The organism is Streptomyces sp. NPDC058620, from assembly GCF_042717135.1.
Classification (GTDB): Bacteria; Actinomycetota; Actinomycetes; order Streptomycetales; family Streptomycetaceae; genus Streptomyces.
Map to the genome: position 1 here is coordinate 112,100 of NZ_JBHXQO010000016.1, position 15,465 is coordinate 127,564.

13 protein-coding genes and 5 pseudogenes are annotated in these 15,465 nt (G+C 69.0%); 8 read left to right on the top strand and 10 right to left on the bottom strand.

Annotation, left to right across the window (positions count from 1 at the left end; all coding sequences use genetic code 11):
• Positions 1 to 51: 51 nt before the first annotated feature.
• From ACFWSK_RS18140 to ACFWSK_RS18155, 4 genes and pseudogenes are all read left to right on the top strand, one after another.
• A pseudogene (locus tag ACFWSK_RS18140) lies at positions 52 to 507 on the top strand (transposase family protein); the annotation flags it as partial.
• Between the two features lie 275 nt (positions 508 to 782).
• Positions 783 to 1,406, top strand: a pseudogene (locus ACFWSK_RS18145) (transposase); the annotation flags it as partial.
• 93 nt (positions 1,407 to 1,499) lie between these two features.
• On the top strand, positions 1,500 to 2,291 hold the full coding sequence (locus tag ACFWSK_RS18150; RefSeq protein WP_383786830.1) for a class I SAM-dependent methyltransferase: 792 nt from the start codon (positions 1,500 to 1,502) through the stop codon (positions 2,289 to 2,291).
• A gap of 374 nt (positions 2,292 to 2,665) precedes the next feature.
• Complete coding sequence (locus ACFWSK_RS18155) at positions 2,666 to 3,292, top strand: class I SAM-dependent methyltransferase (RefSeq protein ID WP_383786833.1); 627 nt, start codon at positions 2,666 to 2,668, stop codon at positions 3,290 to 3,292.
• Between the two features lie 191 nt (positions 3,293 to 3,483).
• Here ACFWSK_RS18155 and ACFWSK_RS18160 read toward each other — a convergent pair whose 3' ends face one another.
• Positions 3,484 to 4,518, bottom strand: coding sequence for a magnesium and cobalt transport protein CorA (locus ACFWSK_RS18160; protein WP_383786836.1), 1,035 nt, complete (start codon positions 4,516 to 4,518; stop codon positions 3,484 to 3,486).
• Positions 4,519 to 5,012: 494 nt separating this feature from the next.
• On the opposite strand from ACFWSK_RS18160, the pseudogene ACFWSK_RS18165 reads away from it, so the two are divergent.
• A pseudogene (locus ACFWSK_RS18165) lies at positions 5,013 to 5,144 on the top strand (DUF6381 family protein); the annotation flags it as partial.
• A 154-nt stretch (positions 5,145 to 5,298) separates the two neighbouring features.
• On the opposite strand, the gene ACFWSK_RS18170 reads toward ACFWSK_RS18165, so the two are convergent.
• The 5 genes from ACFWSK_RS18170 to ACFWSK_RS18190 form a co-directional block, all read right to left on the bottom strand.
• Positions 5,299 to 5,712 (bottom strand): cupin domain-containing protein, encoded by a 414-nt coding sequence (locus ACFWSK_RS18170; RefSeq protein ID WP_383786839.1) that lies wholly within the window; start codon positions 5,710 to 5,712, stop codon positions 5,299 to 5,301.
• 41 nt (positions 5,713 to 5,753) lie between these two features.
• On the bottom strand, positions 5,754 to 6,521 hold the full coding sequence (locus ACFWSK_RS18175; RefSeq protein ID WP_383786842.1) for an SDR family NAD(P)-dependent oxidoreductase: 768 nt from the start codon (positions 6,519 to 6,521) through the stop codon (positions 5,754 to 5,756).
• A 58-nt stretch (positions 6,522 to 6,579) separates the two neighbouring features.
• A complete protein-coding gene (locus ACFWSK_RS18180; protein WP_383786846.1) occupies positions 6,580 to 7,002 on the bottom strand; it encodes a cyclophilin-like fold protein in 423 nt (140 codons plus the stop codon).
• 25 nt (positions 7,003 to 7,027) lie between these two features.
• Positions 7,028 to 7,693 carry an SDR family NAD(P)-dependent oxidoreductase gene (locus ACFWSK_RS18185; protein WP_383786849.1) on the bottom strand — a complete coding sequence of 222 codons (666 nt, stop codon included), beginning with the start codon at positions 7,691 to 7,693 and terminating at the stop codon, positions 7,028 to 7,030.
• A gap of 69 nt (positions 7,694 to 7,762) precedes the next feature.
• The gene (locus tag ACFWSK_RS18190; RefSeq protein ID WP_383786852.1) at positions 7,763 to 8,779 is read right to left on the bottom strand and encodes a zinc-dependent alcohol dehydrogenase family protein; all 1,017 of its coding nucleotides are present in this window, start codon (positions 8,777 to 8,779) and stop codon (positions 7,763 to 7,765) included.
• Positions 8,780 to 9,017: 238 nt separating this feature from the next.
• Between ACFWSK_RS18190 and ACFWSK_RS18195 the strand changes: the two genes are divergently transcribed.
• Positions 9,018 to 9,905, top strand: a complete 888-nt coding sequence (locus ACFWSK_RS18195; protein WP_383786855.1) for a helix-turn-helix transcriptional regulator — start codon at positions 9,018 to 9,020, stop codon at positions 9,903 to 9,905.
• A 254-nt stretch (positions 9,906 to 10,159) separates the two neighbouring features.
• On the opposite strand, the gene ACFWSK_RS18200 is transcribed toward ACFWSK_RS18195, so the two are convergent.
• Both ACFWSK_RS18200 and ACFWSK_RS18205 read right to left on the bottom strand, forming a co-directional pair.
• Positions 10,160 to 10,885, bottom strand: a complete 726-nt coding sequence (locus ACFWSK_RS18200; RefSeq protein WP_383786858.1) for a dienelactone hydrolase family protein — start codon at positions 10,883 to 10,885, stop codon at positions 10,160 to 10,162.
• Between the two features lie 590 nt (positions 10,886 to 11,475).
• Positions 11,476 to 11,910, bottom strand: a pseudogene (locus ACFWSK_RS18205) (amino acid transporter); the annotation flags it as partial.
• 3 nt (positions 11,911 to 11,913) lie between these two features.
• Here ACFWSK_RS18205 and ACFWSK_RS18210 point away from each other — a divergent pair.
• Positions 11,914 to 12,270: pseudogene (locus ACFWSK_RS18210) on the top strand (amino acid permease); the annotation flags it as partial.
• A 262-nt stretch (positions 12,271 to 12,532) separates the two neighbouring features.
• On the opposite strand, the gene ACFWSK_RS18215 reads toward ACFWSK_RS18210, so the two are convergent.
• A complete protein-coding gene (locus tag ACFWSK_RS18215) occupies positions 12,533 to 13,186 on the bottom strand; it encodes a GNAT family N-acetyltransferase (RefSeq protein WP_383786861.1) in 654 nt (217 codons plus the stop codon).
• Between the two features lie 158 nt (positions 13,187 to 13,344).
• Here ACFWSK_RS18215 and ACFWSK_RS18220 point away from each other — a divergent pair, with 158 nt between their 5' ends.
• A complete protein-coding gene (locus ACFWSK_RS18220; RefSeq protein WP_383786864.1) occupies positions 13,345 to 13,557 on the top strand; it encodes a transposase in 213 nt (70 codons plus the stop codon).
• 357 nt (positions 13,558 to 13,914) lie between these two features.
• On the opposite strand, the gene ACFWSK_RS18225 is transcribed toward ACFWSK_RS18220, so the two are convergent.
• A complete protein-coding gene (locus tag ACFWSK_RS18225) occupies positions 13,915 to 14,499 on the bottom strand; it encodes a hypothetical protein (RefSeq protein ID WP_383786867.1) in 585 nt (194 codons plus the stop codon).
• Positions 14,500 to 15,465 lie beyond the last annotated feature (966 nt).

Below are 15,465 nucleotides of genomic sequence, written 5' to 3' on the forward strand. Positions count from 1 at the left end.
GGGGTTCCACTGTGGACCCTGGCTGACAGATGCCCGCAGCTCTCGTAGGTCATGTTGTTGTCGAAGCAAGATGATCACAACAGAAGAGCTACGGACGTGGCAAACGATAGGACGCGGTTGTTGGGCCTTGACGGCCTGGCCGTGGTCGGGGTCGCCGACGGGCCGGTGGTGCATCTGGTCACCGCTGATGAGCGGGCACGCCACTGCCCAGACTGCGGCACCCGGGTGCGGCGGTCGAGGGGCCGGCGGGTGACCCGGCCGCGTGACCTGTCGGTCGGTGGCCGCCGACCGCGGCTGGTGTGGGCCAAGCGCCGCTGGCGCGGCGACGAGCTGGCGTGCCGGCGCCGGCGTCGCTCGTTCACCGGGTCGGTCCCGCCAGTACCACCACGTAAGCGGCTTACCACACGATTACGGGCTGCGGCCGGGGCGGCGGTGGCCGATCAGGGCCGCACGGTCGTCCAGGCGGCCCGCGACTATGCGCTTTCCTGGCCGGTCGTTGCGGCGGCGTTCACCAGTCACGCCCGGGCGGTGCTGCCGGCCCAGCCCGAGCCGGTGCAGGCGCTCGGTATCGACGAGATCCGCCGAGGCCGGCCGAGATGGATCCCCGATGAGGCCACCGGGATCTGGCAGACCGCCGTGGACCGTTGGCACGTCGGCTTCGTCGACCTGTCAGGCAAGCAGGGCCTGCTCGGGCAGGTCGGAGGCCGCACGCCCAGTCGGTCATCGACTGGCTGGCCGACCGCGACCAAGCCTGGCGCGACGCGGTTTAGTACGTCGCGGTCGACACGTGCACGATTTTCAGGCCGGCGATCCGCCGGGTCCTGCCGCAGGCCACCCTGGTCGTGGGCTACTTCCACCTGGTGCAGCTGGCGAACCAGACCCTCACCGAGGTCCGCCGCCGGGTCACCGTGACCCACCGCGGCCGGTGCGGCCGCAAGGGCAACCGCGAGTGGGAACTGCGCGACCGGCTCACCCGCTCCGCCGCCCGGATGCGCGGCGAGCACGTCGACGCTCTCCTCGACGAGCTGTCCAACCTGCCCAGGGTGATCGGCGCGCCGATCACCGTTGCGTGGAACGCCAAGGAAGACCTCCTGGACCTGCTTGCCACCGCCCGGACCCGCCCAGACCGGGAACAGGTCCGCGATCTGCTGTACCGGTTCTACCGCCGATGCGCCGACGCCGACCTTCCCGAACTGCAGCGCCTGGCCACAACCGTCGGGACATGGTGGCCAGAGATCCTTGCGTACCTGCACACTGGGATCGCCAAGGCCGGCTCCGAAGGCACCAACCGGTCCATCAAGACCATCACCCGCGACGCCTACGGCTTCCGCAACCCCGGCAACCAGCGCTTACGCACCCGCTGCGCGACCACCCGTCGAGCCCGTGGACACCTCGGTGCCCGCTAATTTCGTTGAGCCCACACCTTGCAATCGTGTTGGCTAGCGGCACCGCACTGTCAGTACCCCAGGTGTCCGCTTGGCTGTAGCAGGGAGTTAAACGTGCAGGACATTGTTGTCGACCCCGCTGCCCACAATCGGGCAGCCTGGGACAAGTGTGTCCAAGAGGGCAACGAGTGGTCGAGGCCGGTGAGTGCTGAGGATGTCGAGCGCGCCCGCATGGGCGACTGGTCGATTGTTCTCATCGGGCGTGAGCCAGTCGACCGGTCCTGGCTGCCGACGGACCTGACCGGCAAGGACGTGTTGTGCCTGGCCTCCGGCGGTGGCCAGCAGGGTCCGATCCTCGCCGCCGCAGGGGCGCGGGTCACCGTATTCGACAACTCGCCCCGCCAGCTCGGCCAGGACCAGATGGTGGCGGCGCGCGACGGACTCGAGCTGCGCACCGTCCTGGGCGACATGCGCGACCTCAGTGCCTTCGGCGACACAACATTCGACGTCGTATTCCATCCGGTCTCTAACGTATTCGTGCCACACTTGGCACCGGTGTGGCGTGAGTGCTTCCGCGTCCTGCGACCGGGCGGAACTCTACTCGTGGGCTTCCTCAACCCTGATGTGTACTTGTTCGACCACGAGGCGCTCGACGAGCGCGGCGAGCTGATCGTCGTGCACAAGCTGCCCTACAGCGATGTCACGCAGTACTCCCCCGAGGAACGCGCCACGAAGTTCGGCGCGGATGCCCCTCTTGAATACAGCCACACCCTCACCGACCAGATCGGCGGGCAACTCGCCGCGGGGTTCGTCCTCACCGGCTTCGCGGAAGCGCCGCACCAATCCAACGCATCCGCTCAATACATGTCGCACTATTTTGCGACGCTGGCGGTCAAGCCGGGCTGACACGGCCGTGGGGCCGGCCGAGACGGCCGTGTCTCCGAAGCCGTCGCAGTGACTCTCTGCTGCTGTCGGTTCGTCTGGCCACGTACGCGTCTGATTCAGGAGCGGATACGTGCGCAGGACGGAAGGATGAGTGCCCTGTGATCGGGCGCAGCCCCTGAGCGAGCTCATTGAGCGTGACGTCGCGTTCGGTCACGACTGCCTACCATCGGTCAGACATCGCTTCGCTGCGGATACTGCCTGATGGGCCTCATAGCCTCTCCCTGGCCTTGCCTGCCTTCGTAGCAGCCCACGAGGCTTACACATACCACCTCAAATAGTGTGATGGCACCGTCTTCGCTCCTTCTGGGCGAAGCTGACCGGAAGGCACTCTGAACATGACTGGGCAACAGGACCGTTGGGCGGAACTGACCGGCGGACAAGCTGGAGAGGAGTACGCTCAGCGTTTCGCGCGGCTCGCCGAATCAGGTCACGACATCCATGGCGAGGCTGCCTTCTGCGCCGCATTGCTGAAGCCCGCCGCCCGGATACTCGACGCCGGCTGCGGCACCGGTCGGATCGCGATCCGACTCGCGGAGCTGGGCCACTACTGCACCGGCGTAGACGTCGACTCCTCGATGCTCGCCGTAGCCCGCCGGGACGCCCCCACGCAGGAATGGCTCTACGGTGACCTGGCCCGTCTGGACACCCTCGGCCTGAATCCGGGCTTCGACCTGGTGCTCGCCGCCGGAAACGTCATCCCCTTGCTGACCCCCGGCACCGAATCAGTTGTTGTTCGGCAGCTGGCCGCCGCGCTGCGCTCCGACGGCCTGCTGGTCACGGGCATGGGACTGGACGCAGCACACCTGCCGCTGTCGGAACCGCCGGTGACCCTTACGGAGTTCGACCACTGGTGTACCCAGGCCGGACTGGCCTTGCGGCAGCGCTACGCCACCTGGAGCGGTGATCCCTATTACCAAGGCTGCGGCTACGCCGTCAGCGTGCACTCCCGCCCCGCCACGTGAGTCCGCGCCTTCTTACGCGACGGTCCGGCCCCCTGCACGCGCCCGAGTGATCCCACGCCTTGATCGTCTACACCACGAGATGGGCGGCAGGGTGTCCGCCGTTGATTCGGACCTGCCCAACTGTGCTGCATCGCCCGGACGGCCGCCGGGGCATTCCGGACGGGTAGGGGCGCTGGGCGACGAGCAGGCTGCTAGAGCCACTTGTTGCGGCGCAGGGCCCGGTAGATGACCGTGCAGACGGTCACCATGAGTACCCAGACGGCCGGGTAGCCGTATGGGGACTTCAGCTCGGGCATGTGATCGAAGTTCATGCCGTAGACACCGACAATCATGGTGGGGACGGCGATCAGCGCCGCCCAGGCGCTGATGCGGCGCATGTCGGCGTTCTGCTGCACGCCGAGCTGGGCGATGCTGGCGCTGAGCATCCCGCTGATGAGCTCGTCAAAGGAGAGGATTTGGTCGCTGACCCGCTGGTGGTGGTCGGCGACATCCCGGAAGTAGGCGGCCACCTCCTTCGGGATCTGCGGGATGGTGCCCTCACTGAGGCGCTGCAGAGCTGACGCCAACGGCATAACGGCGCGCTTGAATTCCAGGAGTTCGCGCTTGAGCTGGTAGATGCGCCCGGCGTCAACCGGCCGGTCCGGCGAGAAGACCTCGCTCTCCAGGGTGTCGACGTCACCGGCGAACGCGTCAGCGACCTCGACGTAGCGGTCGACGACCATGTCCGCGACCGCGTGCAGGACGCCTGCGGGACCGCAGCCCAGCTGCCGCGGGTCGTCCTGGAGTTGCTGTCGGACGCTGTCCAGAGACGGGGCGCTGCCGTGGCGCACGGTGATCGCGTACCCGGGCCCGGCGAAGACCATGATCTCGCCGGTGTCGACGATCTCGCTAGTCGCGGTGACCTTCTCGTGGTCGACGTAGACGATCGTCTTCAGCACCAGGAACAGCATGTCGCCGTAGCGCTCCAGCTTTGGCCGCTGATGCGCATGGACGGCGTCCTCCACCGCGAGCGGGTGCAGGCCGAAAATCTCGGCAACCTCCTGCAGCCGCTCTTCGCTCGGCTCATACAGGCCGATCCACGCGAACCGCCCCGCCTTGGGATCTATCCGCTCCATGATCCTGCCCAGATTCACCTGCCCGGGAATCCGCTTCCCGTCCTCATACAGCGCGCAGTCCACCACCGCCGACGGCAGACCCCCACCCTCACTGCTGTGCCGCGCCGCCATGTGCTGCCTCTTCTGCCGTCGGACGTGTAGGCAGTGCAACCTACCCGCGACCAGCCAACGGCACCCGTCACCGCGACCGCACGCCTCATCTGTCTCCGCTCGTGATCGAGGAGAGTGGGCATGAGGAGTCCCGGTACTGGTCCCGACCTCGGGGCGTTGCTGGAAGCCGGCTGACTCGTAGGAGGCGACGGCGACGTCGCCGGCATTGGAGCTCGGGTGCAGACGATCGCGCTCGACGGGCCCCGCTCCTGGAGTGCGGCCGCCACGGCGACGGCGATCGCCTCGCCGTAGCCGTGACGGCGGTGTTCCCGGTGCACGCCCATCGGTTCGAGCAACCCGGGCCTGTCCGGACCGGCCGACCACACCGTCACCGCCGCCACCGCGTTGCCCCGGTCGTCGTGGGAGACCGGACATCGGGCGACCCTGGAACAGCGCGCCATGACATTCATGGAACACACCGCGCTTCGGCGGCAGGTAACTGACAGGAAGCGGAGCAGGCCACGGAGCCGCAGGAGCGGCAGCGGCTGAAGGACAATGCCCGTCGGCGCAAGCAGCAGAGCGACTGGGAGAGCGGTGAGGGCGGCGTTGGCAAGACCTGCTTCCCTCCGACGTGCCCCGAGGGCTGACGCTGGTCTGCCTGCGCCAGGACCGCATCCTCAACGAGGCAGCCGAAACCGCCGACCCCCTCAGGCTGATCCGCCTGTCGCGGGCAGCGCGCCGGCGAAGACGATCGCACGGTCCTCCGCGGGCATCGGGTTGAAGTGCCAATGGCGTCGAAGGCTACCGGTCGTGGGTGCGCGGGACGTTGTACTCCTCGTCCGGGACGGGCTCCGCCCAGGTCGTCTCGGAGGCACCGTCCGTCGTGGTTTCCCACATAGCGATGTGTCCCATGAAGCGATCCGGGGCGGCGCCGTGCCAGTGTTCCTCCCCGGGCGGACAAGAAACGGTCTGACCGGGGTGGGCTTCGAAGACCGTGCCGTCGCGGGTGCCGATGTACGCGATGCCGGAGACGACGTGCAGGGTCTGGCCGACGGCGTGGCTGTGCCAGTTGGTTCGGGCGCCGGGTGAGAAGCGGACCAGGTTGGCGCGCATGCGGGAGGGTTCCTGGCCGGCGACGATGACGTCCCACCAGACGTCGCCGGTGAACCAGTCGGCCGGGGCCTTGCTGGTGGGCTGCTGCCTGACGAATTCCACGATGCTCCTCCCGCTGGTGCTGGTGCTGGGATGGTCGGTGATTACTGGGCGACGTAGCCGCCGTCGACGGGGAGGGCGACACCGGTGACGAAGCCGGCTCCGGGGCTGCATAGCCACAGGACGGCCTGGGCGATCTCCTCGGCGGTCCCGAGCCGGTTGATGGCCTGGCCCGCTTCGGCCTGGCCCCGGTCGAGCTCACCCTTGGCGACCATGTCGCTGACCATGGGGGTGTCGATGGTGCCGGGGCAGACGGCGTTGATGCGGACGCCCCGGGAGCCGTATTCGAGGGCGGCGCTCTTGGTCAGGCCGATCACGCCGTGCTTGGAGGCGTGGTAGGCGGCGCGGCCTGGGTTGCCGACGAGGCCGCCGAGGGAGGAGCAGTTGACGATGGCGCCGCTGCCCTGGTCCCGCATGTGGCGCAGTTCGTGCTTCATGGCGGCCCAGATGCCGCGCAGGTTGATGGCGTTGACGCGATCGAACTGGTCGGCGGATTCGTCGGCGGCGTCAGTGGGCGGGACCTGGATGCCAGCGTTGTTGTAGGCCATGTCGATGCGGCTGAAGGTCTCCACCGTACGGTCTACGGCGGCGGCGACCTGGTCCTCGTCGGTGACGTCGCAGACCAGGGCGAGGACCTGGTGGCCGGCGTCGGTCAGTTCCTTCGCGGCCGCGCTCACGGCGGCCTCGTCGATGTCGGCGAGAGCAACGGCCGCGCCTGCTTCGGCGAAGGCGCGGGCGGCGGCCAGGCCCATGCCGGAGGAGGCGCCGGTGACAAAGGCGACCTGGCCGGTGAAGTCGTAGGCGGGGTTCATGAGGTGACTCCTCGCGTGGGTTTCGGCAGGCGGCTTGGCGTGCCGGATTTCGGCGGGGTCAGACGGTCTGGCCGCCGTCGACGACGAGCGCGGTGCCCCAGGGCGCGTAGTAGGCGATGTCACCAGCCCGGGGCGTGGCTCCGCGGGGAGAGCCGTCGGTGGAAAGCCGGTCGGGCAGGTCGGCAGTCCTCTCCTGCTGGTGGAAGTCGGTGAGACTCAGCTCTAGGGGCAGCAGGGCGGCGAAGCCGCGGGCAGCGGCGCTGTCGTTCAAAGTGGCATCGATGCGATGGCCGTCGACGGTGAGACGGATGTTCATGGCGGTGCTCCTCCGCGGCGGTGCCGTGTGCTGTGGGCTTGCCGTCTCGGATCGCCCGGAGGGGGGCGCCGTGCCGGAAGCTGCGGTCGGCGGCGTGCCGGAGCAGCCGGTCAGGACCAGCATGACGGCGGCGACCAGCGGCAGCACGGGGGCGGTCAGGAGCATGCGGCTCAGCATGGGCTTCCGTAGATCAGTCGGGCATGGGCTCGGCGTAGTGCCGAAAACCGCCACGATCGGTGTGCAGGGCGTACAGGCGATCGGCGAGGACGTCGGGGCTGCTGTGCACGGATTCGGGACTGATCGCGCCGGGAATGATCAGCTGCGACGCGTGGATGTTCTCGTCTGCGAGGGCGTCGTGGAGCATGGCTGCGTAGGCGCTCTCGGCGGCGAACGCGATCGAGGTACCGGCCCGCTCGGGATGGGGGCGTACCGCGCTGCCGCCGTTGACGAACAGCAGGGTGCCGCGGCCGAGGGCCCGCATACCGGACAGGACCGCGTTCACGCAGGTGAGAGGTCCCTTGACGGAGAAGGCCAGCGGAGCGTCGAGGTCGTCGGCGTCGGTGTCGAGGACCGGCTTCATGAAGTCGGCACGCGGCACGGGGCTGTACTGGAGGATCTCGATCGGCCCGAGGACCTCGGCGGCCTCCTGGAGGGCGGTGGTGAGGGAGGCGGGATCGAGCACGTCTGCGGTGAAGCCGCGGGCCCGGATGCCGTCGCGTTCCAATTGGCCCGTTAGGCCGTTCAGGTGCTCTGCGCTGCGGGAGACCAGAGCGACGCTGTGGCCGGCGGCGCCGAAGCGCCGGGCGCAGGCCAGCCCGAGGCCCGGACCGGCGCCGATGAGAGCGAACGTGGTCACGGTGATTCCTTCGCGAGTGGGTGCCGGGCCGGCAGCCCGGCCCGAGCGGGGGAGAGGAGGCGTACTGGGTCAGGGCTTGAGGAGGGCCTTGATGGCGCGGCGCTCGTCCATGGCCTCGTAGCCCTCGGCTACCTGGTCCAGGGGCAGGGTGAGGTCGAAGACCTTGCCCGGGTCGATCCGGCCCGACAGGACCCGGTCAATGAGGTCGGGCAGGTAGCGGCGCACGGGAGCGGGGCCGCCACGCAGGCCGACGTGGGAGAAGAACAGTTCCTGGCCGTCGATCGCAACCTCATGGGGGACGCCGACGAAGCCGACGCTGCCGCCGGGCCGCGCTGAGTGCAGGGCCTGCTGCATGGCCTCGGCGGTGCCGACGCACTCCAGGACGGAGTCGGCGCCGATCCCACCGGTCATCTCCTTGACCCGGGCGACACCGTCGTCGCCGCGCTCGGTGACGATGTCGGTGGCGCCGAACTCCCGGGCGAGCTTCTGCCGGGACTCGTGGCGGCTCATCGCGATGATCCGCTCCGCGCCCAGCTCCTTCGCCGCGATCACTCCGCACAGGCCAACCGCCCCGTCGCCGACGACCACGGCGGTGGAGCCGGGCTTGACCTCGGCGGCCTCGGCGGCCCACCAGCCGGTGCCCATCACGTCGGAGACGGCCAGCAGGCCGGGCCAGAACCTCTCGCCCGGTACGCCGTCGGTGGCGACCAGGGTGCCCTGGGCGTTGGGGATGCGGACGTAGTCGGCCTGGCAGGTGCTCATGAACTCGCGGTTCAGGCAGTTCGACTGGAAGCCGTTGCGGCAGTTCGCGCAGTTGTTGTCGGAGGTGGCGAACGAGCCGACGACGAACTGACCCGGCTTGACCGACGTGACCTCAGCTCCGACCTCCTCGACGAAGCCGACGTACTCGTGCCCCATCGGATGCGGATCGCCGATTGCCTCCGCGCCGCGATACGGCCACAGGTCCGAGCCGCACACGCAGGTGACGGCCGTCCGGATGACCGCGTCGGTCGGATGGAGGATCTTCGGGTCCTGCAGGGTCTCGAAGCGCACATCGCCGGGGGCGTAGATCAATGTTCCGCGCATGACTGGTTCCTTACGTACTCGAGGTCGGACCGCCCGGGGCGGCCCGCGTGCCGGCGCTCACGAGGCAGGGGCTGTGCCGCTGCCCCGACGGCGCCGGGCCTTCCTTGCCCGCCGTCCGGCAGCAGGCGGAGTGCCACGTCATCCAGGTAACCCGCTCTTGGCGCGCGCAGCGAGTCACTGACAAGGGGTGTACCGGCAGTACATCTCTCACGCTGCGCGCGGCGCGTACGGTCAAGAGGTGGACAACCAGCGAGAGGTCCGCGAGTTCCTCACCTCGCGGCGAGCCAAGATCACCCCCAAGCAGGCCGGACTGCCCGCCGGCACCCGGCGCCGCGTCCCGGGCCTGCGCCGCAGCGAGGTCGCCGCCCTCGCGGACGTCAGCGTGGAGTACTACGCCAAGCTGGAACGCGGCAGCCTCGCGGGCGTCTCACCGGCCGTCCTCGAAGCCGTCGCCCGCGCCCTCCAGCTCGACGACGCCGAACGCGCCCACCTCGTTCACCTGGCCCAGGCCGCCGACGGCTCCGACGCCCTTGCCCGCCCCCGCCGCCGCACCACCCGGCAGTGGAAAGCGCACCGCAGCCTGCAGTGGACCCTCGACGCCATCACCGCTGGCCCGGCGTTCGTCCGCAACGGCCGCATGGACCTGCTCGCCGCCAACGCACTCGCCCGCGCCTTCTACGCGGACGTGTACGCCGACCCGCACAACCAGGCGAACCTCGCCCGCTTCAACTTCCTCGACCCCGCCTCCCGCCGCTTCTACCCCGACTGGGAGCAAGCCGCCGACGTCGCCGTCGCCATCCTGCGCACCGAAGCCGGCCGCAACCCGCACGACAAGGACCTGCACGACCTCGTCGGAGAGCTCTCCACCCGCAGCGACGCCTTCCGCACCCGCTGGGGCGCCCACGACGTCCGCCACCACGGCACCGGCACCAAGCGCTACCACCACCACGCCATCGGCGACCTCACGCTCGCCTACGAGGGCCTGGAAATGGCGGCCGAACCCGGCCTCACCCTCACCATCTATGCCGCAGAACCCGGCTCACCCTCCGAAGAGGGCCTGCGCCTGCTAGCGTCCTGGGCAGCCACTCAGGAAGCCGCCGCCTCCCACCACCGGGCCACCGGCTGACCGCCCGCCGACCCCCGACAAGTCAGCACTGAACACCGACGTCTACGAACTCGGCGTCCACTGCTGCCGAAAGACGAGATTGCGGACGGGTCGCACGCTGGTTCGGCACGAGAATTGGCGAACCCACGCTATTCGCGCAAGCCCTCGCGAGAGCAGGTGAGGGCTGCGGGATGACGGCCCGGATACCTCGACGCCGAAGGTGTCCACGGATCGCGCGGGACGAGCAGGGGCGATCCGCGCGGTTGCTGACCAGATCACTCCGCGACGGGCAGGCACTCGGCGAGCAGGTCGACGATGTCGCGCCAAGCTCGCTGCGCGTGCCGTGGGTGGTAGCCGACGCCGGGGACCGCGGGGTGGTCGACCGGCGGGTGGTGGAAGGCGTGCAAGGCTCCGCCGTAGACCACGAGGCGCCAGTCGACGCCCGCGGCCTGCATCTCGGCGGTGAACGCGTCCCGTTGCGCGGGCGGCATGATCGGGTCTTCCGACCCGACCCCGGCCCACACTGGGCAGCGGATGCGGGCCGTCTCGCCCGGTCGGCCCGTGGTCACTGCGTTGACTGTCCCGATCGCGCGCAGGTTGACGCCGGCCCGCCCGAGTTCCAGCCCGACGGCGCCCCCGGTGCCGTAGCCGACGGCGGCGATCCGGTCGGGGTCGGTCCGTGGTTCGGCGCGCAACACGTCGAGCGCCGCGTGGCCGATGTCCCGCATCCGGTCGGGGTCGGCGAGCAGCGGCATGCAACGGGCCAGCATCTCCTCGGGGTCGTCCAAATAGCGCCCGCCGTGGACGTCGAAGGCCAGCGTTACGTATCCCAGCTCGGCGAGAGCATCGGCCCGGCGGCGCTCGACGTCGCTGAGCCCCATGCCCTCTGGTCCCAGCAGCACCGCGGGCCTGCGGTCGACACCGGCCGGGAGCGCGAGGTGCCCGATCATCGTCAGACCGTCGGCCGGGTACTCGACCGTGCGCGTTGTAATCGACGTCATGAGACTGGACTGTAGTGATCGTCAAGTCCGGCCGAGCTGGAGTTCACCGCTGGCAGAACAGCGCTGGTGCCCTACTGAAACGGCGATGGCTCAAAAGATCCGTCACAAACCCCGTTCAGGTGCGGCAGCGATATCGGATCACCTGCCGTGGGCCGTGGGGACGGTGCTGGAGGTGGACCTTTGCCGGGTCTTCCGGCGGGGGACCGGCGGATACACGACGAACAAGTCGGATGCGAAGCTGCTCGCGGGAAGCGTTCGCTGAACTCGACAACCAGCAGAAAGAGCCCCCACGAGCGCAGAGCTGGGGCGAACCCGACTGAGCGACAACATCGCGTGAGAGTCAGCCTCCGCCCGGCCGACTTCGACGACTTCACATGAGACCGGCCGTCGGTATCGAGCCGGGCGCGGCGCCTCAAGTGCGCAATGATGAACGGTGCGGGAGCGGGATCGGCATCGAAGCTGATCACTGCCGCGTGCAGGCGTTTCACGGCAGCGCGAAACGCCGTCTGCTCTCGGCCGCGGCGCACCATCGCAAGGATGCGATGCGCGGCGGGCGAGCATTCGCAGTCGAGCTTTTGTTCCTGGGACTTTTAGCCGACGTGGACGCGGGGGCGGCGGGTGCGGTCCGGTTCCGCTTCGCGGAGGACTTCGCGGGTGACGGGGGCGACTTCGCCCTGGCCCAGTAGGAAGAAGCGGAGGAAGTTGGCGAAGGGGTTGCCCTCGGTCCACTCGAAGTAGATGTGGGGGCGGATGCCGGTGAGGTCGCGGGAGTGGAGGAGGAGAGCGGCCAGCGCGTTGGGGATGGAGGAGCTCTCCACCGTCAGGACGCGGTAGCGGCCGTGCAGGACCTCGCCACGTACGGTCAGCTCGACCTCGAACTCGGAGGGGTCGGTGACCGTGACCTCGACGAAGACGAAGTCCTCGGTGGTGGGGAGGTCGTTGTCGGAGCGGATCTGCTCGATCTTGTCGCGGTACTCAGCGATGTCGCGGCGGTCGGGTTCGTTGGCGATGAACCGGGCCGTGCGGTGGCCCTCACCGCCGCCGTCTCCCTCGGCGACGAGGTCCGCGCCCTCACGGTCTGCCACCCGGACCCCGAGGACCGGGAGACCACTGAGGCCCTGGAACGCGACTGGGCCCTGTGGAACCCCGGCGTCCCCCTCGTCCGGCTCCCCTCCGCACGCCGCTCCCTCGGCCGGCCCATCACCGCGTACGTACGCGAACTGCGGACGACCGACCCGGGCACCCGGGTGACCGTGCTCATCCCGGAGGCCGAGCCCGAGCACCTGTGGCAGCGCGCTCTGCAGAACCAGCGGGGTGCGGTCGTGGCCCGTGCCGTCCGCCGCGACACGAACGCTGTCCTGTGCAGGCTCCGCTTCCGCTGCTGACCGCCAGGGATCTGTCAAAGCTCCACCGAGCCGTACCAGAGCCTTCATATCCAGGACCGAGCCGGCATCAAGACCGCTGTCCTGTTCCGGTCCGTCGGCCTGATCGGAACGAGCCCCACGCGGAGCAGGAGCCGTCGTGACCTCGGCGTCCAGGGACTGTTCCGAGTTCAGATCACGTGGTGGGTTGGAGGCTGCGGAGCCACAGAACGCCGCCGCACTGTCGAAGTGCGAGGCTCGGGCGGTTCGGTGAATCAGACTCAGCTCACTGGGCGGCATCCGACGGCTCGTACCAGAGGCTCGTCATCGGGGAGCACATGGTCCAGCCCAGCGAGGAGTAGAGCGCCCGACCCTCGGGCGTGCCGACCAGGACGCCCGTCCTCGCGCCGGCCTCGTACGCGGTGCTCTGCAGCGTGCGCATCACCAGGCCGCCGAGGCCCTTGCGCCGGTGCTCGGCGGCGGTCTCGACCTGGTCGACCACGACCTGGTCGCCGACATGGGCGATCTGTCCACGGGCGGCGAAGTGCCCGTCGCGCGTGCGGACCAGCACCCGGCTGACGCCGCCCCGGGTCCAACTGGTGAGCGTGTAACCGGCCGGCACCCCGGTGCGCTCCGGTTCGAGGTGACATGTCATCAGAAAGCCGGGACTGTCGCGCCGCCAGTCCTGCCCGACCCAGGGCAGGACCGATTGGTCCTCGGCGAACAGCTTCAGCCACGTCCCGGGCGCGCTCGTCGCGGCGACGATCATGCGCACGTCGGCCTCGGCGGGCTCCGGCAGCACGTGCCGGGCAACCTGCCTGGGCTGCCCGACGTCGATCGTCCACCCCCACGGCTCGTCGATCGGGTCCGAGCTGCCGCGGGAGACGACCCAGCCGTCGATCCACATCCGTACGAGCTCATTGATCCTGATGTCCGGCATCGCCGCCCGTCCCCCTGAATGGTAATAGCCAATGGCGCAGGGTGGACCGTACGTCACCGGATGGGATCTGACCATAGGTGCAGGTCACTCGGCCAAGGACCACAAGTGATTGTCACCAGTAGCCACTAGGGCTGTTCCGCGTTCGGATCGCCGGTTTCATGGTTTCGCCGACTCGGGAGGTCGCGACCTGTCGGAAGTTCCGGGTGACGCGTAGTGATCTGACCGATGCCGAATGGGAGTTGGTGGAGCCGTTCCTGCCGGTGGGCGAGCGCGGGCCGTATCCCGGTCTACGGCGGCAGTTCGAGGCGGTGATGTGGTGGTTCCGAACCGGGAGTCCGCGGCGGTTCATGCCCGAGCTCTACGGACCCTGATCGAGCGCTACAACCGGTTCCGGTTCTGGATGGCCGCGGGGGCAGGTGGACCTCAGCCTGGCCGGCGTGGACGCCGAGTAGCCGGGAGAGATCTCACCTCCCGGCTCTCGCAGAACCGTGCGTAACAGTCTCCCGTTGCACGGCCAAACGCGGCCTCATCACCGTCCTGGGCCCGGGCAACCGCCACGCCCGGCGCCAGATCGTCGGCAGATGCGCGCTGAGCGTGCCTGCCCTCCCACTCCCAAGGTCCATTGCCCCCACTGGCCGACCAGCGCCCCTGAGCGTACGACGCGCCGCACCGGCCTCCCGGATAGTCGGGGCCACTCCACACGACCATCACACCCGAGCGCCTCTGAGTCACCCGGAGGAGGCGTAGCTCTGTTGGCCTTGGCCCTGGGCGCCGTCCTCTGAGGTCGCCCAGGAGGGGCGGACGGGGGAGGTTGCCTGCCGGGGCTGCCCGGCGCGGCCGGGATGCGAGTGGGGCGCAGGTGCGGCGCCGGGTCGGGCGGGACTCGGCGTGGGCACGGGAGCGAGCTGCTGGTTTGCGCTCTCGGTCGCTGAGCCGCGTGGTGGCGTGAAGCGGGCCACCTCGCCCGGGGGTATGCCGAGCAGACGTCCGGCGTCGCCCTGGCTCACGCGCAGCTTGTCCACGAGTGCCTGAACGGCGGCGGCGATCGCCTGATCCTCCGCGGCCACCGCGGCCGCCCGGCTGTGCCGTGCTTGTGCGACCGAACTGAGTACGGGTTCGAGTTCGGGCACGACCATGTCCAGGGCGATTACGTCCGGAGGGGCACCGACGGCTTCGGCGACGAGGCCGCGAGCCAGGTCCTCCGCATGCTCCAGAGTGCGGCATTGGGCGTGCAGGTCGAGTCGGGGGACGTCGACGGCCCACCACCGGCCGATGCGGCGCAGCAGGACTTGGACTTCGTAGTGGGGACTCACGGGCTCTGCTCCTCTGCTTCCATCGACTGGGGGCCCGGGCGCGCTCGCGTGCGCCGGCGATGGATGCCATCGAGCGCGCGTTGAGACGTTGACGCTCATCGTGTCCATCAGGTCACCCTGGTCTCTGGATCGTCAACGCCCGGTCCTGCCTGCCCAGTGCTTGTGCCCGGCCGGCGGCATGTCAATCCGACCACCTCGCTCCCGCCCTCCATCGCTGTTTCGAGGTGGATTACCTCAGCGTCGAACACGCGAAAATCTATGTCGGCTGGAGTAGACATTGGGTGGTGGTGTGGTTATGGTTTCTCTCGTAGCCGAGATCAGCAGGGCCCGCCAGAGACGAACTGGCGGGCAGTAGTACAGGTAGTTGCAGTTCGCAGGACGGTTCGGTGGTGGAGTTTTGGAGCCAGAGCGGTTGCAGGACGGCGACGGGACTGACGACCGGACCGGGGGGCCCGCAGTGGTGAGGGGCCGCCGAGAGCAGTACCGCAGTAGCAGTACCCGTAAGTGCAGTTCGCAGTAACCCAGCAGTGAAGTGAGTGAGTAGCACCTTGGTGAAGGCGTCGGCTGCGGGCGCGCGCACCGGGAGGTTCGGCAGTGGGGTTCCAAGCCGGAGCGGATGCAGGACGGGCGACGGGGCTGGCTGCCGAAGAGTGGTGCTGTCACAGGCCACAGAGCGGTACGCAAGAAGCATTACCAGCAGTAGGTAAGTGGTTGATCCCAGAGGGAAGAACGGAGGAGCCAGGCGCCATCAGGATCGCCCGGGCGGAAGTCTGAGCCCGGGTACCGCAGGACATCGATAGTGAGGTGGTCTCCGGTCAAGCAACCGCGATCCCCGTACACGCTCTCATCCCCCGTAAGCGCGTGCGGAACAAGAAGGCCGGCGCAGTATCAGGGCCGGCAGATGGTGTAGCAGTTCCTTCGGGGCCCTGGTGCCATTGGCACCAGGGCCCCTCCCCGCGTTCCACA

Excerpts from the sequence above, each read along its gene's own strand:
- ACFWSK_RS18155 (WP_383786833.1), top strand. The coding sequence starts at position 2,666 with ATGACTGGGCAACAGGACCGTTGGGCGGAACTGACCGGCGGACAAGCT.
- ACFWSK_RS18160 (WP_383786836.1), bottom strand. The coding sequence starts at position 4,518 with ATGGCGGCGCGGCACAGCAGTGAGGGTGGGGGTCTGCCGTCGGCGGTG.
- ACFWSK_RS18175 (WP_383786842.1), bottom strand. The coding sequence starts at position 6,521 with ATGAACCCCGCCTACGACTTCACCGGCCAGGTCGCCTTTGTCACCGGC.
- ACFWSK_RS18180 (WP_383786846.1), bottom strand. The coding sequence starts at position 7,002 with ATGCTCCTGACCGCCCCCGTGCTGCCGCTGGTCGCCGCCGTCATGCTG.
- ACFWSK_RS18190 (WP_383786852.1), bottom strand. The coding sequence starts at position 8,779 with ATGCGCGGAACATTGATCTACGCCCCCGGCGATGTGCGCTTCGAGACC.
- ACFWSK_RS18200 (WP_383786858.1), bottom strand. The coding sequence starts at position 10,885 with ATGACGTCGATTACAACGCGCACGGTCGAGTACCCGGCCGACGGTCTG.
- ACFWSK_RS18215 (WP_383786861.1), bottom strand. The coding sequence starts at position 13,186 with ATGCCGGACATCAGGATCAATGAGCTCGTACGGATGTGGATCGACGGC.
- ACFWSK_RS18220 (WP_383786864.1), top strand. The coding sequence starts at position 13,345 with ATGGTTTCGCCGACTCGGGAGGTCGCGACCTGTCGGAAGTTCCGGGTG.